Annotated in this window: 17 protein-coding genes; 15 read left to right on the forward strand and 2 right to left on the reverse strand. The window is 70.6% G+C overall.

The window, feature by feature from the left end; genetic code table 11:
- Positions 1-6: 6 nt before the first annotated feature.
- Positions 7-1,623 (forward strand): DUF885 domain-containing protein, encoded by a 1,617-nt coding sequence (locus AFR_RS05360; RefSeq protein WP_023358881.1) that lies wholly within the window; start codon positions 7-9, stop codon positions 1,621-1,623.
- A 144-nt stretch (positions 1,624-1,767) separates the two neighbouring features.
- Positions 1,768-2,943 carry a Fic family protein gene (locus AFR_RS05365; RefSeq protein WP_041840621.1) on the forward strand — a complete coding sequence of 392 codons (1,176 nt, stop codon included), beginning with the start codon at positions 1,768-1,770 and terminating at the stop codon, positions 2,941-2,943.
- Here AFR_RS05365 and AFR_RS05370 read toward each other — a convergent pair.
- A complete protein-coding gene (locus AFR_RS05370; protein WP_052359329.1) occupies positions 2,940-3,632 on the reverse strand; it encodes a hypothetical protein in 693 nt (230 codons plus the stop codon). The two genes, AFR_RS05365 and AFR_RS05370, sit on opposite strands and share 4 nt — an antisense overlap.
- A gap of 41 nt (positions 3,633-3,673) precedes the next feature.
- Positions 3,674-4,291: a hypothetical protein gene (locus AFR_RS05375; protein WP_041840622.1), complete on the reverse strand. Its 618-nt coding sequence runs from the start codon at positions 4,289-4,291 to the stop codon at positions 3,674-3,676.
- 169 nt (positions 4,292-4,460) lie between these two features.
- On the opposite strand from AFR_RS05375, the gene eno reads away from it, so the two are divergent.
- The 13 genes from eno to AFR_RS05440 all read left to right on the forward strand — a co-directional run bounded on the left by eno (position 4,461) and on the right by AFR_RS05440 (position 14,950).
- The gene (gene eno, locus AFR_RS05380) at positions 4,461-5,744 is read left to right on the forward strand and encodes a phosphopyruvate hydratase (RefSeq protein WP_023358885.1); all 1,284 of its coding nucleotides are present in this window, start codon (positions 4,461-4,463) and stop codon (positions 5,742-5,744) included.
- A gap of 110 nt (positions 5,745-5,854) precedes the next feature.
- Positions 5,855-6,478 (forward strand): FtsB family cell division protein, encoded by a 624-nt coding sequence (locus AFR_RS05385; protein WP_023358886.1) that lies wholly within the window; start codon positions 5,855-5,857, stop codon positions 6,476-6,478.
- Positions 6,479-6,979: a DUF501 domain-containing protein gene (locus AFR_RS05390; RefSeq protein WP_023358887.1), complete on the forward strand. Its 501-nt coding sequence runs from the start codon at positions 6,479-6,481 to the stop codon at positions 6,977-6,979.
- Positions 6,980-6,989: 10 nt separating this feature from the next.
- Positions 6,990-7,496, forward strand: coding sequence for an amino-acid N-acetyltransferase (locus AFR_RS05395; RefSeq protein WP_023358888.1), 507 nt, complete (start codon positions 6,990-6,992; stop codon positions 7,494-7,496).
- A gap of 9 nt (positions 7,497-7,505) precedes the next feature.
- A complete protein-coding gene (locus AFR_RS05400) occupies positions 7,506-8,411 on the forward strand; it encodes a Ppx/GppA phosphatase family protein (protein WP_023358889.1) in 906 nt (301 codons plus the stop codon).
- Positions 8,412-8,455: 44 nt separating this feature from the next.
- Entirely contained in the window at positions 8,456-8,785 is a 330-nt protein-coding gene (locus tag AFR_RS05405) for a PadR family transcriptional regulator (RefSeq protein ID WP_023358890.1), read from the forward strand.
- The gene (locus AFR_RS05410; protein WP_023358891.1) at positions 8,782-9,762 is read left to right on the forward strand and encodes an HAAS signaling domain-containing protein; all 981 of its coding nucleotides are present in this window, start codon (positions 8,782-8,784) and stop codon (positions 9,760-9,762) included. Before AFR_RS05405 ends, AFR_RS05410 begins: the two co-directional genes overlap by 4 nt.
- A 93-nt stretch (positions 9,763-9,855) precedes the next feature.
- Positions 9,856-10,407, forward strand: coding sequence for an LppU/SCO3897 family protein (locus AFR_RS43375; RefSeq protein WP_023358892.1), 552 nt, complete (start codon positions 9,856-9,858; stop codon positions 10,405-10,407).
- A 59-nt stretch (positions 10,408-10,466) separates the two neighbouring features.
- Positions 10,467-11,216 carry a uracil-DNA glycosylase gene (locus tag AFR_RS05420; RefSeq protein WP_023358893.1) on the forward strand — a complete coding sequence of 250 codons (750 nt, stop codon included), beginning with the start codon at positions 10,467-10,469 and terminating at the stop codon, positions 11,214-11,216.
- 48 nt (positions 11,217-11,264) lie between these two features.
- Positions 11,265-11,960, forward strand: a complete 696-nt coding sequence (locus AFR_RS05425) for a DUF4129 domain-containing protein (RefSeq protein WP_023358894.1) — start codon at positions 11,265-11,267, stop codon at positions 11,958-11,960.
- Positions 11,957-12,559, forward strand: coding sequence for a hypothetical protein (locus AFR_RS05430; RefSeq protein WP_023358895.1), 603 nt, complete (start codon positions 11,957-11,959; stop codon positions 12,557-12,559). The genes AFR_RS05425 and AFR_RS05430 overlap by 4 nt, the downstream gene beginning before the upstream one ends.
- A gap of 13 nt (positions 12,560-12,572) precedes the next feature.
- Positions 12,573-13,583, forward strand: a complete 1,011-nt coding sequence (locus tag AFR_RS05435; RefSeq protein ID WP_023358896.1) for an AAA family ATPase — start codon at positions 12,573-12,575, stop codon at positions 13,581-13,583.
- A 20-nt stretch (positions 13,584-13,603) separates the two neighbouring features.
- On the forward strand, positions 13,604-14,950 hold the full coding sequence (locus AFR_RS05440; protein WP_063749580.1) for a DUF58 domain-containing protein: 1,347 nt from the start codon (positions 13,604-13,606) through the stop codon (positions 14,948-14,950).

Raw genomic sequence — 14,950 nt, forward strand, 5'->3', positions numbered from 1 at the left:
TGCTCCATGCCGGAGTTCGTGCCGCTCGCCGAGAGCATCGTCGACGCCATCCTTCAGAGCGACCCCGCACTGGCGTCGTTCGCCGGTGACCACCGATACGACGACCGCCTGCCCGACCTGTCACCCGGTGCGGTCGCCGACCGGGTCACCATGCTGCGCGACGCGGCGGACGCGCTGGCGGGCACCGACCCCGACGACTTCGACGAGCAGGACAAGGTCGACCACGCCATCCTCGCCGCCGTGGTCGAACGCGGCATGTTCGAGCTCGGCGACGTCCGCGAGCACGAGTGGAACCCCCTGGAGCACAACCCAGGGCCCCTGCTCCACACGCTGATGGCCCGCTCTTTCGCCCCGGTGGACGAGCGACTGACCAGCCTCGGCGGCCGGCTCGCGGCCATCCCCGACGCCCTCGCCACGGCCCGCGCGGTCCTGCGCGACGTGCCCCGGCTGCACGCCGAGATCGCCGTCGGCCAGTTCGCCGGTGCCGCTTCCCTGATCCGTACCGAACTGCCCGGCCTGCTCGCCCAGGCGCCCGCCCTGCGCGGTGCGGTCGAGCCGGCGGCAGCAGCGGCGCTGGACGCGCTGGGAGAGTTCGACAGCTGGCTCAAGCAGGGCCTGGAGAGCGGCGACCCGGGCCGCGACCCCCGCCTGGGCCGCCCGCTGTGGGAGGCCCGGCTCTGGCACACCCTCGACACCGAACTCCCGGCCGCCGAGGTCCTCGCCCGGGCCGAACGCAACCTCGACGAGGTCGGCGAACAGCTGCGGGAGGCCGCCGCCGAACTCGTCGGCGGCCCGCCCACCGACGAGACGGTCCGCCGCGCGCTGGACACCCTCGCCGCCGACCACCCCGACGACAGCACGATCGTCGACCTGGCCAAGGTGACGATGGCCGAAGCCACCGAGTTCGTCCGCGCCCACGACCTGATGACCCTGATCGACGACCCCTGCGTCATCGAGGAGATGCCGGAATTCGCCCGCGGCGTCGCGGTGGCCTACTGCGACCCGCCCGGCCCCCTCGAAACCGCGGACGTGCCCACGTTCTACTGCATCGCCCCGGCCCCCGCGGACTGGCCGAAGGACCGCGTCGAGTCGTTCTACCGCGAATACAACGACCACATGCTGCGCAACCTCACCGTCCACGAGGCGATGCCCGGCCACTTCCTGCAGCTGGCGCACTCCCGCCGCTTCCGCGCCGCCACCCGCGTACGCTCCCTGGGCTTCTCCGGCCCCTTCGTCGAAGGCTGGGCCGTCTACGCCGAGGAGTTGATGGCCGGCCTGGGCTTCGGCGGCCTCCCCGTACGCCTCCAGCAGCTCAAGATGCAGCTCCGCATGAGCCTGAACGCCGTGATCGACCAGCTCGTCCACTGCGAGGGCCTCACCGAGCAGGACGCCATGGCCATGCTGACCGGCCGCGGCTTCCAGGAAGTCGGCGAAGCCGCCGGCAAATGGAAGCGGTCCCTGCTCACCTCGACGCAGCTCTCCACCTACTTCGTGGGCTACACGGAGGTGTCAGCGATCGCGGCAGCCCGCCCCTTCGGCGCCACCCCCAAAGCCTGGCACGACGCCATGCTCGCCCACGGCTCCCCACCACCCCGCCACCTCCGCACCCTCCTCGGGGTCTGAGGCTCGGTGTCCTGCCGCGGACTTACATTCTCGGCCCACGATTTAAAGTTTTCATACCCTGACTTACAAACCTCAATGTGCCGAGCGAGTTACTTACAATCTCAGCTCTAGATTGAAAGTCGAAGCCCAGATACTTTAAATCTCGTGGAGTACGACGCGTTCCAAACATCCCCTGTGGGGTCTCTCGTCCGGATTGCCGGGTGGGATCCCCGGTACAGCGAGCGGTACGACGAGCACGCCTTCCTGCCTGATCCACTTCCCATGAAGCTGGATCTGCAGCAGGAGTCCTACGTCGCCGCGGCCAACGCAACCGCTGCGGTTGCGCGACTGGACCAAGCTGCCTTCAAACTCCCGAACCCGGGTCTCCTCGCCCGGCCCGCTATCAGGCGGGAAGCGGTCGCTACTTCTGCGCTCGAAGGCACATACGCGGCTCTGGACGACGTCCTCGAGGCGGATTTCCTGGAGCGCGACCAGTTGACCGCCTCGGTTTCCGAGGTTGTCAACTACGTCGAGGCGGCAGAGATGGCGTTCGAGTGGATCAAGGACAAGCCGATCACGGTCGGGATGCTGGAACAGCTGCAGAAGGTGTTGGTTCGCGGCACGCGAGGCGACTCCGCGGATGCCGGCCGGATCCGTAGTACTCAGGTCTTCATCGGCGCGGGCGGCGGACGCGTGGGAGACGCTCGCTTCATTCCACCTCCACCCGGTGACCAGTTGCGTGCGGGGGTGGATGCCTGGGCAACGTGGATCAACGCGGGTGAGGTCTTTCCGCTGATCGTCAAGATGGCGCTCGGGCACTACCAGTTCGAGACCCTGCATCCGTTCAACGACGGCAACGGCCGCCTCGGAAGACTCGTGTGCGTCCTTCAGCTCGCATGCCGCGGTGAGCTCAGGGTTCCCGTTCTCAACCTGTCTCCGTGGTTGGAGCCGCGTCGCCGCGATTATCAGGACCATCTGCTGCGGTGCAGCGCGACGGGCGAGTTCGACGCGTGGATCCGGTTCTTCTGCGAGGCGGTCCGGGCTCAGGCCGTCCGTGCGGTTGAGAAGATCGATGCGCTCCACGAGTGGCGTGACGAGGCGCTCAAGACGCTGGAGAAAGAGCACATCCGCGGGGTGGCGAACCGGATCACGGAGGATCTCATCGGATATCCGATGGTCACGCCGACGGTGGCGGCGAACCGGAACAAGGTGACGTACCCGGCGGCCAACACCGCGGTGAAACGCCTCGTTCAGCTCGGGATTCTGGAGGAACGAACGGGCCGGCAGTACGGCCGCGTTTTTGCCGCGAGGCAGGTCCTCAAAATCATCAATGCGGACTAGCGGCTGCGGCGGTCGACGAGTTTGGCGGTCGGGGGGAGTTGGAACATGTCTTCGGTGACTGTTTCGGCGTAGTGGGTCATGGCCACTTCGGCGCGGGTCTGGTTGAGGATGCCGCTGAAGCTGCCGAGCACGCCCTCGTTGGTGATGCAGGTGGTGAAGTCGCGGGCTGCGGCGTCGTCGACCCCGGTGAGCTGGACGCACGTTGCGTGCCGGCCTGCGATGGTCGTGTCGTGCTGTACCACTTCGACGTCGTTGTCCAGTTCGGCGGCGTTGAGCAGGGCCAGCACCGTGGAGGGCAGGACCAGGCCGGTGGCGTCGGCGCCCTCGAAGAGTTTGGCCGGTGGGGGGCTGGTCGGGGTGGCCGGGGCGGTCAGCGTGCAGGTGGTGGCTTTTGCCTGCGTGCGGCACTGGGTGGTGGCGTCCGCGGTGACGGTCACCTTGCCGCCCGGGTAGACGTATGCCGAGCGGAACGGTTTCTGGGCCTGGGCGACCGTGGCCTTCTCGCCGCCGGAGAGCTGGTAGCTCGCCTCGTAGGTGAGGGCCGCGGCGGTCGACATCTGGGCGGCCAGGTCCGACACCAGGTCGTTGCGGCTCAGGCCCTGGCCCGGCTCGTCCAGGTCCGAACACCCCGTCAGGGCGGCGCAGAGCACGAGCGCGGCCGCGGCGAATCGTCGGCGGGAGGAAGGCACGTGCCCACCTTTGCCGATGCGTGCAACCGGGCGCAAACCGGTTACGCGCGGGTGCGGCTCAGGAGCTGCTGCTTCATCACATAGCGGCGGATGATCCTGGCCTCGGCCTCGGTGACCGAGAAGATGGCGACCAGCTCGACCGACATCGGGCCCGGGGGCACCTGCTGGGGCAGGGCGGCCACCTTCGTGGCGATGGCGGTCAGCTCGACGACCTCGGTGCCGAGCTGGATCCAGAGGTGGAGAGTTTCGCCGTCGCGGACGTTGGTGCCTTCGAAGTGGCCGCGCATGCTGTGCTCGCTGATGTCGCGGATCCAGCCGGTGGCCTCCGGGAAGCCGGTACGCCGCATGACGACCTGCTCGCCGCCACCGCCGCGGACGAAGTGGCGCTGCTGCTCGACCAGGGGCTCGCCGCGGACCTCCAGCTCGAGCCGGTTCTCGTCGACCTCGACGACGGCGCAGGTGAGGGCGTACCGGCCTCGGGGTGCGGCCGACCAGCGCAGGGTGACGGCCGAGCCCACGCCGGGGACGGCAACCAGCGGGGCCGACAGGGTGAGGGCCGCGCCGTCGGCGTGGACCACACGGACACGGTTGGCCTGCTCGTCGGAGGCGGTCATCTCGACGTACGAGCCGGCATCGGGAAGGAGCACGGAAGTAGTCATGGCGATTCCCGAGATCGGCAGTTCCGGGACCTGTCTGAGGCATGTGACCGCGGAAGTTCACCGGCCGCCGCCACGGGCGGCACCCCGGGTCGATACGCTCTAGCGCGTGGTGGGCCGCAGGGTCGCGGTCTGGAATCTATCCATACGAGCATGAGGAGCGACACGACAGATGGCCACCATTGAAGCGATCGTCGCCCGGGAGATTCTCGACTCGCGGGGCAACCCCACCGTCGAGGTCGAGGTGGGCCTGGACGACGGCACCGTAGGACGCGCCGCTGTGCCGTCCGGTGCCTCCACCGGCGCCTTCGAGGCAGTCGAGCTCCGGGACGGCGACAAGGGCCGTTACCTGGGCAAGGGTGTCGAGAAGGCCGTCAGCAACGTCGAGGACAAGATCGCCGACGAGCTCCTCGGGTACGAGGCGAGCGAGCAGCGCCTGATCGACGAGAAGATGCTCGACCTCGACGGCACCGCCGCCAAGTCGGAGCTGGGCGCCAACGCGATCCTGGGTGTGTCGCTCGCGGTCGCCAAGGCCGCCGCGCTCTCCGCCGAGCTGCCGCTGTTCCGCTACATCGGCGGGCCGAACGCCCACGTGCTCCCGGTGCCGATGATGAACATCCTCAACGGTGGCGCCCACGCCGACTCGAACGTCGACGTGCAGGAGTTCATGATCGCCCCGATCGGCGCTCCGAGCTTCCGCGAGGCGCTGCGCACCGGCGCGGAGGTCTACCACGCGCTGAAGTCCGTGCTGAAGAAGAAGGGCCTCTCGACGGGTCTGGGCGACGAGGGCGGCTTCGCGCCGAGCCTGCCGACCAACGCCGCCGCGCTGGACCTGATCGCCGAGGCCGTGCAGGCCGCCGGCTTCACTCTCGGCACCGACATCGTGCTGGCCATGGACGTCGCGGCCACCGAGTTCCACAAGGACGGCGCGTACGTCTTCGAGGGCTCGCCGAAGTCGACCGACGAGATGATCAACTACTACGCCAAGCTCGCCGAGGCGTACCCGATCGTCTCCATCGAGGACCCGCTGGACGAGGAGGACTGGGCCGGCTGGACCGCGCTCACCTCGCAGATCGGCGGCAAGGTGCAGATCGTCGGTGACGACCTGTTCGTGACCAACCCGACCCGCATCGGCCGGGGCATCGCCGAGAACGCCGCCAACGCGGTTCTCGTCAAGGTCAACCAGATCGGCTCGCTGACCGAGACCCTGGACGCCGTGGACATGGCGCACCGGGCCGGCTTCAAGACGATGATGAGCCACCGCTCGGGCGAGACCGAGGACACGACGATCTCCGACCTGGCCGTCGCTGTCGGTAGCGGGCAGATCAAGACCGGCGCCCCGGCCCGTTCGGACCGCGTCGCGAAGTACAACCAGCTCCTGCGCATCGAGGAGGAGCTCGGCAGCGCCGCGCGGTACGCCGGAGCGGGCGCGTTCCCCCGTTACCGCACCGCGTAACCCTCTGTCGACAGATCATGGAGTTGTGGCTCCGCGTTTCGTGGGCATAGTGTCCAGAGGCAGGTGCCGCAACTCCATGGTCTTGGCGAGCTCCGGGGGAGGGGCAGGGGATGACGCAGCGCCGCACTCCGAGTGGACAGGGTCCGGCCCGCCGTCCAGGAGGACATGCGGGACGTCCGGGTAGCCGGACGGCGGCCCGCCCCGCGCGTACCAGGGACACGGCCGCGACCCGCATCGAACCGCGCCGGACTCCCGCCACCCGGACCACCAGCGGCATCCGGTCCGGTAACCGGCCGGCGGCTGCACGGCGTGCGGCCGCGGCGGGCGCCACCAAACGCACTGTCGCGACCCGGCCGAAAGCCTTCACCGGCCGTGCCACCGTCCTGATCATCGTGCTCGTCGTGCTGGCCCTGGCCTACACCTATCCCGTGCGCGTCTATCTCGCGCAGGAGTCCCAGATCGCCCAGATGCAGGCCGAGCAGGCTGCTCAGCAGGCCAAGATCTCGGGACTGACCGAAGAGGTCGAGAAGTGGAAGGACAAGGAGTACGTCCGCATCCAGGCCCGCGACCGGTTGTTCTACGTGCGGCCGGGTGAGGTGCCGCTGCTCGTCCTGAACGACCCGGAGGGTGCCGCCCGCGCCGCCGGCCAGACTTCGGCGTCGGACGCCCCGGACCGCTGGTACGACACACTCTGGGGCAGCGTCGCCGCCGCCAACGCAGAATCCCGAAAGTAGATGTCGACTCCTTCCGAGAGCGATCTTGAGATCGTCGCCCAGCAACTGGGCCGCCGCCCCCGCGGCACCCGCGCCGTCGCGCACCGCTGCCCCTGCGGCAACCCGGACGTGGTGGAGACCTCCCCGCGTCTCGACGACGGCACACCCTTCCCGACGATGTTCTATCTGACCTGCCCGCGCGCCACGGCGGCGTGCAGCCGGCTGGAGTCGGCCGGGGTCATGCGAGACATGCAGGACCGGCTCTCCACGGATCCCGTGCTGGCCAAGCAGTACGAGCTGGCGCACGAGGACTACCTGCGGCGCCGTGAGGCCGTCGAGCACGTCGAGGAGATCAGCAAGGTCTCCGCGGGTGGCATGCCCGACCGGGTCAAGTGCCTGCACGTGCACCTCGGTCACGCCCTGGCGGCGGGGCCGGGTATCAATCCGTTCGGTGACGAGGTCCGCGCGGCGGTCGAGCCGTGGTGGACAGGCGGTCCGTGCGTGCGCCCCGAGGCTGAATAAACTCTGCGGAATGCAGGTCGAGATCCGCCGCGCGCGGACGTCCGACGTCCGGTCCATCCGTGCGCTCGTCGACACGTACACGTCGGACCGCCGCCTGCTCAGCAAGGCGACGGTCACGCTGTACGAGGCCGTTCAGGAGTTCTGGGTCGCCGTGGACGTCGACGACGAGGAGCGCGTGGTCGGCTGCGGCGCTCTGCACGTCATGTGGGAGGACCTGGCCGAGATCCGTACGGTGGCGGTCGACCCGGCCTGCCGCGGACTCAAGATCGGTCACCGCCTGGTCGCGGAGCTGCTCGACGTCGCCCGTGAGCTCGGGGTGGCCCGGGTCTTCTGTCTGACCTTCGAGACCCGCTTCTTCGGCTCGTTCGGCTTCACCGAGATCGACGGCGCGCCCGTGCCGCACGGGGTCTACGAGCAGTTGCTGCGCTCGTACGACGAGGGTGTCGCGGAGTTCCTCGACCTCGAGCGGGTCAAGCCGAATACGCTCGGCAACACCAGGATGCTCCTCCATCTCTAGGAGAACAGCGTGAGAGTCGCGGCCATCGACTGCGGGACCAATTCGATCCGGCTCCTCATCGCGGACGTCGGCGACGGCCGGCTGTCGGAGGTGTCCCGCCGGATGGAGATCGTCCGGCTCGGTGAGGGTGTGGACCGCACCGGGCGGCTGGCGCCGGAGGCGATCGAGCGCACCCGGAAGGCGCTGCTGGGGTACGCCATGGAGATCGCCGAGCTGGGTGTCGACCGGGTCCGCATGTGCGCGACCTCGGCCTCCCGCGACGCGGCGAACGCGGCGGACTTCACGGACATGGTCCGCGCGACGCTGGGTGTCGACCCCGAGGTGATCACCGGGGACGAGGAGGCGCGGCTGTCGTTCGCCGGTGCCGTGCACGGTCTGGAGGCCGAGGCGCCCTACCTGGTGGTCGACATCGGTGGCGGCTCGACCGAGTTCGTGGTCGGCAGCACCGAGGTCAAGCACGCGATCTCGATGGACATCGGCTGCGTGCGGATGACCGAGCGCCACCTGCACAGCGATCCGCCCACCCCGGCGGAGGTCGCCGCGGCGGAGGCGGACATCACCCGGGCGGTCGACACCGCCCTGCGGACGGTGTCGGGTCACGGCACGGCCACGCTGGTCGGTCTGGCCGGTTCGGTCACGACCGTCGCGGCCCTGGCTCTGCACCTGCCCGGGTACGACGCCACGCGCATCCACCACGCCCGCGTCCCGTACGACGAGGTGGCCAAGGTGACCTTCGACCTGCTCGGTGCGACCGTCGCCGACCGCCTCGACCTGCCGGTGATGCACCCGGGCCGGGCCGACGTCATCGGTGCGGGGGCCTTGATCCTGCGCATCATCATGGAACGCGCGGGAAAGACGTCCGTCGTTGCGAGCGAGCACGACATCCTCGACGGCATCGCCTTCTCCCTGGTCTAGTCCGTCTTTGACACTACTTCGCATCGCGCAGTAGTGTGCACCGCGTGGATACGACCCAGCTCCTCAAAGGCGTGCTCGATCTCGCCTGTCTCGCCGCGTTGCGGGACGAGGACGGTTACGGCTACGACATCCTGCGCCGCCTGCGGACCGCGGGTCTGACCGACGTCGGCGACGCCTCGGTCTACGGCACCCTGCGCCGGCTCTTCAACGCCGGACTCCTCACGACCTACGTGGTGCCCAGCGACGAGGGCCCCCACCGCAAGTACTACGCGCTCAACGCCGCCGGCCGGGCCGAGTTGCAGCGCTTCTCCAAGACCTGGCACGGCTTTGCCTCCACCATGGACGATCTGCTTCGCGAGCGGGAGACGGCGTGATCACCACAGCTCAGGACGAGATCAATCTGTACGTTTTTGCGGTGCGGGCCGCCCTCGTCGACCTCCCGGAGTCGCTGCGGGAGGAGTTGCTCGAGGACCTGCCCGAGCACCTGGCCGAGGTGCTGGCCGACGGCGGCGGCACACTCGTCGAACGCCTCGGCAGCCCGGAGGCGTACGCCGCGGACCTGCGGGCCAGCGTCGGGTTCGTCAGCGGCTTCCCGGACCCGCCGACCCGCCGGCACCAGTTCTACGAGGTGCGCGACCAGGCGATGCTCCGGCTCGGACAGGCCGACCGGAAGCTCGGGCCCCTCCTCGGGTACCCGAAGGTCAGTGAATTTCTGGTGTTGCTCCGTCCGGCCTGGTGGGTCCTGCGGGGCTATCTCGCGGCCATGGTGCTGGCCTGGATGCTCGACGACAGCGGCCAGCCGATCGGCCTGCTGCCGCGCATCGGTGGCAGCGAGGCGGTCGCCCTGCTCCTGCTCGGCCTGTGTGTGGTCGCCTCGATCTGGCTCGGCCGCCGCTCGCTCCGGCTGACCCGGTGGCCGCGCCTCGCGCTCTACGCCGGCTCGGTGATCCTCGTGCTGGTCGCGCTGGGCGGTTTCAGCTCCGCCGACAGCAGCAGCCGCGACTCGGGTTACACCGACGTCAACTACGACAACCCCTACGGCAACGTCGAAGACCTTTTTGTGTACGACGAGCAGGGCCGCCTGGTCACCAACGCCCGGATCGTCGACCAGAACGGGGAGCCGCTGCGCATGGGCAACCAGTACTGCTACGACGAGGCCGGCACGTACGAGGAGGTCGACACGCTGACCTATCCGTACTGTCCGGAGCGGGCGCCGTGGCGGGTGCCGTCCGCGGCCGGCCCCAGCGGTGCGCCGTCGACCACCGGCGGGCCGGGGCCGCTGTGGGAGCCGTCCGCGAGCCCGTCGGCCACTCCCACGGCCGGTCCGACAAAAACGCCCACGCCCAGATGAACGTCGGGTAACGGGGTCGCGGGGGATCCGGCTGGTCGCTAGGTTGTGCTCCGATCGGCCGACCCCCTCGGCCGGACCCCGAAAGGAACCATCGTGAGCAACCCGGTTGCGCCACCGCCCCCCGCCGGCGACGGCTTCCCGCCGCCCGCGCAGGGCCAGCCCCACGGCGCTGTGCCGGCCCAGGGCCCGCCCCCCGGTGACCCGGCGCAGCAGGGCTTCGGTCCGGCGCCCGAGCAGGGTTTCGGTCCGGCGCCGGAGCAGGGTGTCGGCCCGGCGCCCGAGCCCAAGAAGAAGAGCGCGTTCGGCCGCATCGCCCTGCGCATCGTGGGCGCGATCGTCGTCTTCGTGGTCATCCTCGTGGCCAAGGACTTCCTCTTCGGTGACAAGGCCAAGGACGCGGCCGTCGGCGACTGCATCGCCTCGTCGCAGGACGTCAAGGTCGACGAGACCACCGAGGCCGAGGCCAAGGTCGTCGACTGCACCTCGGGCGACGCCGCGTTCACCGTGGTCGGACGCGTCGACGGCGAGACCGACACCAAGAGCAAGTCCTGCGAGAAGTTCTTCAAGGAGAACGAGGAGTACTACGTCTACAGCAGCGAGGCCAAGGGCGGTTACCTGCTCTGCCTGCGCCCCAAGGCTGCCTGATCCACTTCGGTACGGCGGGAGCATCCACCCCGGGTGCTCCCGTCCCGCCGTGCAGTGCTGTGCTGGGTGCCGTGCTGAGCCGTACACCCGAAGAGGTCTCCGCCCACGCGGCCGCCGCGGCCGATCTGACCGCGGTCGACGCCGGCGTCGCCGACTGTTTTGCCTGCCCGCGCCTGGTCGCCTGGCGTGAGGAGGTCGCGGTCGTCAAGCGGGCCTCGTTCCGCGACCAGGACTACTGGGGCCGCCCGGTGCCGGGGTTCGGTCCCGCCGACGCCCCGATCGCGATCCTGGGGCTCGCACCCGCCGCCCACGGTGGCAACCGCACCGGCCGCATCTTCACCGGCGACCGCTCCGGCGACGTGCTCTTCGCGGCGCTGCACCGGGCCGGGCTGGCCAACCAGCCGACCAGCGTCTCGGCGGACGACGGGCTGGCCCTGCACCACACCCGGATCTTCGCGGCGGTCCGGTGCGCCCCGCCGGACAACAAGCCCCTGCCGGTCGAACGCGACACCTGCGCCCCCTGGCTGCACCGTGAATTAGCTCTCATCCGGCCGACGCTGCGGGTGGTCGTCGCGCTCGGGGCGTTCGCCTGGGCGGCCTGGTGGCCGGCGATGACCGCGGTCTACGGCCACAAACCGCCCGTACCGCGGCCGGCGTTCGGGCACGGCGCGCAGGTCAGCGTCCCGGGCACCCCTGACCTGCTCGGCTGCTACCACGTCTCGCAGCAGAACACCTTCACCGGCCGGCTCACACCCGCCATGCTCGACGATGTCTTCGCCAGTGCAAAACGCCTGGCGGGCCTGGCATGATGCGTGCTCAGCCGAACATTCGCCGGAACGGAACCTAGGGCCTAGATCTTGGACCTCGCCGCACTGCGTCGCTGGTGGCCGCTGGCCGCCGTCCTCGGGCTGCTCTTTCTCGCCTCGCTGGCGGCGACCCGCTCGGCGCCGCAGCTCGAGCGGTTCAACCCGGACGCCGCGCCGACCACCGAGCCGCCGCCGCTGCTTCCGCCGTCACGGGAGGTCGTCCCGCCGCCGTCCGCGGAGCCGGTGGCCGGAGGCGAGTTGCCCGACTGGGTCGGCCGCGTCGCCCTGATCGTTCTCGGCGTCCTCGCCCTGGTCGTCCTCGGGCTGGTGATCTGGGCGGTGCTGCGTCAGACGCTCGGCCGCCGCGGCACCCGCAAGGGCCGCCGTGACCCCCGGCGCCCCGACTCCCGGACGGCGGAGGACCTGGTCGCCGCCCTGGACGCCGGTCTGCAGGAGCTCTCCGACACCGACCGTGACCCGCGCCGGGCGGTGATCGCCTGCTGGGTCCGGCTCGAACAGGCGGCCGCAGCTGCGGGCACCCCGCGTCACGCCGGGGACAGCCCCACCGACCTGGTCGCCCGGCTGCTGGCCGAGCAGCACGTCGACGCGGGTGTGCTGACACCGTTCGCGGCTGTCTACCGCCAGGCCCGCTATGCGACTCACACCGTCGACGATCAGATGCGGCAGCAGGCGCGTACGGCCCTCGAACGGCTCCGGACCGACCTCGGTGCGGGGGTGCCGGCATGAGCCGCGACGCCGACGGCGGGCTCGAGGGTCTCTTCGGCCGCCGCGCCGACGAGGTTGTCGTCGAGGAGCCCGTCGAGATCGTCGAGAAGCGGCGCTCACCGATCGGCTGGATCCTGCGCAACGTCGCCCTGATCGTGGTCGCCACGGTGGTCACGGTCGCCGGGCTGCGATCGCGGGGGATCAGCGTCTCGGTGCTGCTGGTCGTGGCCGCGTTCGTGGCGCTGCGCCTGCTGATGTTCGCCGTCTCCGAGGTCGCGCCGCCCCCGCCGATCCGGCGGCAGTCGCGGCGGGGCGAGGAGGACGGTGACTACCACTGGGCGGGCACCGATACCCTGCGCGCGGCGGTACGCCGGTGGGAACAGCGCCTGGACTGGTCGCAGAACGACGCGGAGAAGTTCTCGCGTAACGTCCTGCCCGTGCTGGCCGAGCTCACCGACGAGCGGCTGCGCCTCAAGCACGGCATCACCCGGTCGTCGGACCCCCGGCGCGCCCGGGAGCTGGTCGGCGAGCCGTTGTGGGAGCTTCTGGACGACCGTGACCGCCGCGTGCCGAAAGCACGGGAGCTGTCCCAGTACGTCGACGCACTAGAGAAAATCTGAGAAGGGTGGTTCGGTGACGGACGCGAGCGTGGAGGCCCTGCCGCCCTACGAGGTGGGCAGGCTGGCCGCCGCTGTCCTGGACTCGGTCGGCAGTGTGGTGGTCGGCAAACGGGAATCCCTCGAGCTGGTGCTCGCCGGCATCCTCGCCGGCGGCCACGTGCTCCTCGAGGACCTTCCGGGGCTCGGCAAGACGCTGACCGCCCGGTGTTTCGCCCAGGCGCTCGGCCTGGACTTCCGGCGGTTGCAGTTCACCCCCGACCTGCTGCCCGCCGACGTCACCGGGTCGTTCCTCTACGACCAGCGCAAGGGTGACTTCGCGTTCCGCGCCGGTCCCGTCTTCACCAACATGCTGCTCGCCGACGAGATCAACCGGACGCCGCCGAAGACCCAGGCCGCGCTGCTCGAGGCCATGCAGGAGAAGCAGGTCTCCGTCGAGGGCGTGACCTACCGCCTGGACCCGCCCTTCCACGTGCTGGCGACCGCGAACCCCATCGAGTACGAGGGCACCTACCCGCTGCCGGAGGCCCAGCTCGACCGCTTCATGCTCCGCGTCTCGTTCGGATACCCGACCCAGGACGAGGAGTGGGAGGTGCTGCGCCGCCGCATGTCCCGCCGCCAGGAGGAGTCGCAGCTGACACCCGTGGTCAACGCCGACCGGCTGATGGCCATGCAGGCCGCGCTCGAACAGGTCGCCGTCGAGGACTCGATCGGCCGCTACATCGTGGCGCTGACCTCCGCGACCCGTGAGCACGCCTCGGCGCTGGTCGGCTCGTCCCCGCGTGGCTCCCTGGCGCTGCTGCTGCTCGCCCGGGCCCGCGCGGTCATGGCCGGCCGCGACTACGTGGTGCCCGAGGACGTCAAGGACGTGGCGGTTCCCGCCCTCGCCCACCGGATCACCCTGCGGCCGGAGATGTGGCTGCGCCGCGTCGACCCGTCGTTCGTCGTCCAGGAGGTGCTGCAGGCGGTGCCGACGCCGGCCAGTGGTGCGCTGCCCACGTACGCGGGCGGGTACGCCGAACAGTGACCGTCCTGGAGCCGCCGTCGCTGCGTGCCGCCGTGCCCCCTGCGGAGCCGGCGGCCGACGAGACGTGGGCGGCGCCGGCCTGGGTACCGACCCGGGCGCTGGGCCGGACGGTCCTGCTCACCGGTCTGCTGCTGGTGCTCGGCGTCGCTCTGGGCCGGGTCGACCTGGTGCTGCTCGCGGCGCCGTTCGCCATCGGCGCCGCGATCGGTCTGCGCCGGATGCCGCGCTCGGCGCCCGAGCTGACGATCCAGGCCACCGAGGAACACCTCGTCGAGGGCGGGCGGGTCGAGGCCGGACTGGTCGTCGCCAACCCCGACGTCATCACGTACGACCTGGTTGTCGTCCGCGCGCGCACCTCACCGTGGCTCGAGCTGGAGAATTCCGACCGCCCGTTCGCGATCACGGTCGCGCCCGACGGCTGGACCGGTGTCGAGCTGCCCGGCCACGCACTGCGCTGGGGACGGCACGACGTCGGCCCCGCCGCGGCCCGGGTCGCGGCCTGCGACGGCCTGCTCGCCTGCCGCCCGGTCGTCACACCGGCGCGGGGCGTCCGCGTCTACCCCGAGACCGAGCCGTTCGCGGCCACCGAGGCGATGCCCGCCGCGGCCGGTCTGGTCGGCAACCACCGCTCGCGGCGGCCCGGCGAGGGTGGTGAGCTGGCGGGTGTGCGCCCGTTCGCGCCCGGCGACCGGCTCCGGCGCATCGACTGGCGGGTCTCCCTGCGTACGCGGGACCTGCACGTGGCCTCGACCCTCTCGGACCGTGACGCCGAGGTCCTGCTCCTGCTCGACGTGCTCGGCGAGGCCGGCTCCTCCGGCGGCGTCAAGGGCAAGGCGTCGGTGCTCGACACGACCGTGCGCGCGGCGGCGGCCATCGCCGAGCACTACCTCCAGCGCGGCGACCGCGTGTCCCTCCTGGAGTACGGCGCATCCGCCCGGCGTCTGCGCGCGGCCACCGGCCGGAGGCAGTACCTGACCGTTCTCGAGTGGCTGCTCGACGTCCGCGCCGACACCGACGGCGACCAGAGCCCGTACGAGCACGTCTTCGGTGCCCACCACGTCTCGTCCGACGCGCTGGTGGTGGTGCTGACACCGCTGGTCGACCCGCGCTCGGCCGACATGCTGGCCGGCCTGACCCAGTCGGGGCGCTACACCGTCGCCGTCGACACGCTCCCGGCCGGTGCCGAGCCGCCCAGCCGCGGCCCGTGGACACCCCTGGCCACACGGCTGTGGCGGATGGAACGCGAGAACGTCCTCGGTCGCCTGCGCGAGCACGGCGTGCCCGTGGTGACCTGGGCCGGCGCCGGCAGCCTCGACATGGTGCTGCGGGACGTCTCCCGCCTCGCCTCCGCACCCCGGGGACGCTGA

This window comes from Amorphoplanes friuliensis DSM 7358 (assembly GCF_000494755.1).
Classification (GTDB): Bacteria; Actinomycetota; Actinomycetes; order Mycobacteriales; family Micromonosporaceae; genus Actinoplanes; species Actinoplanes friuliensis.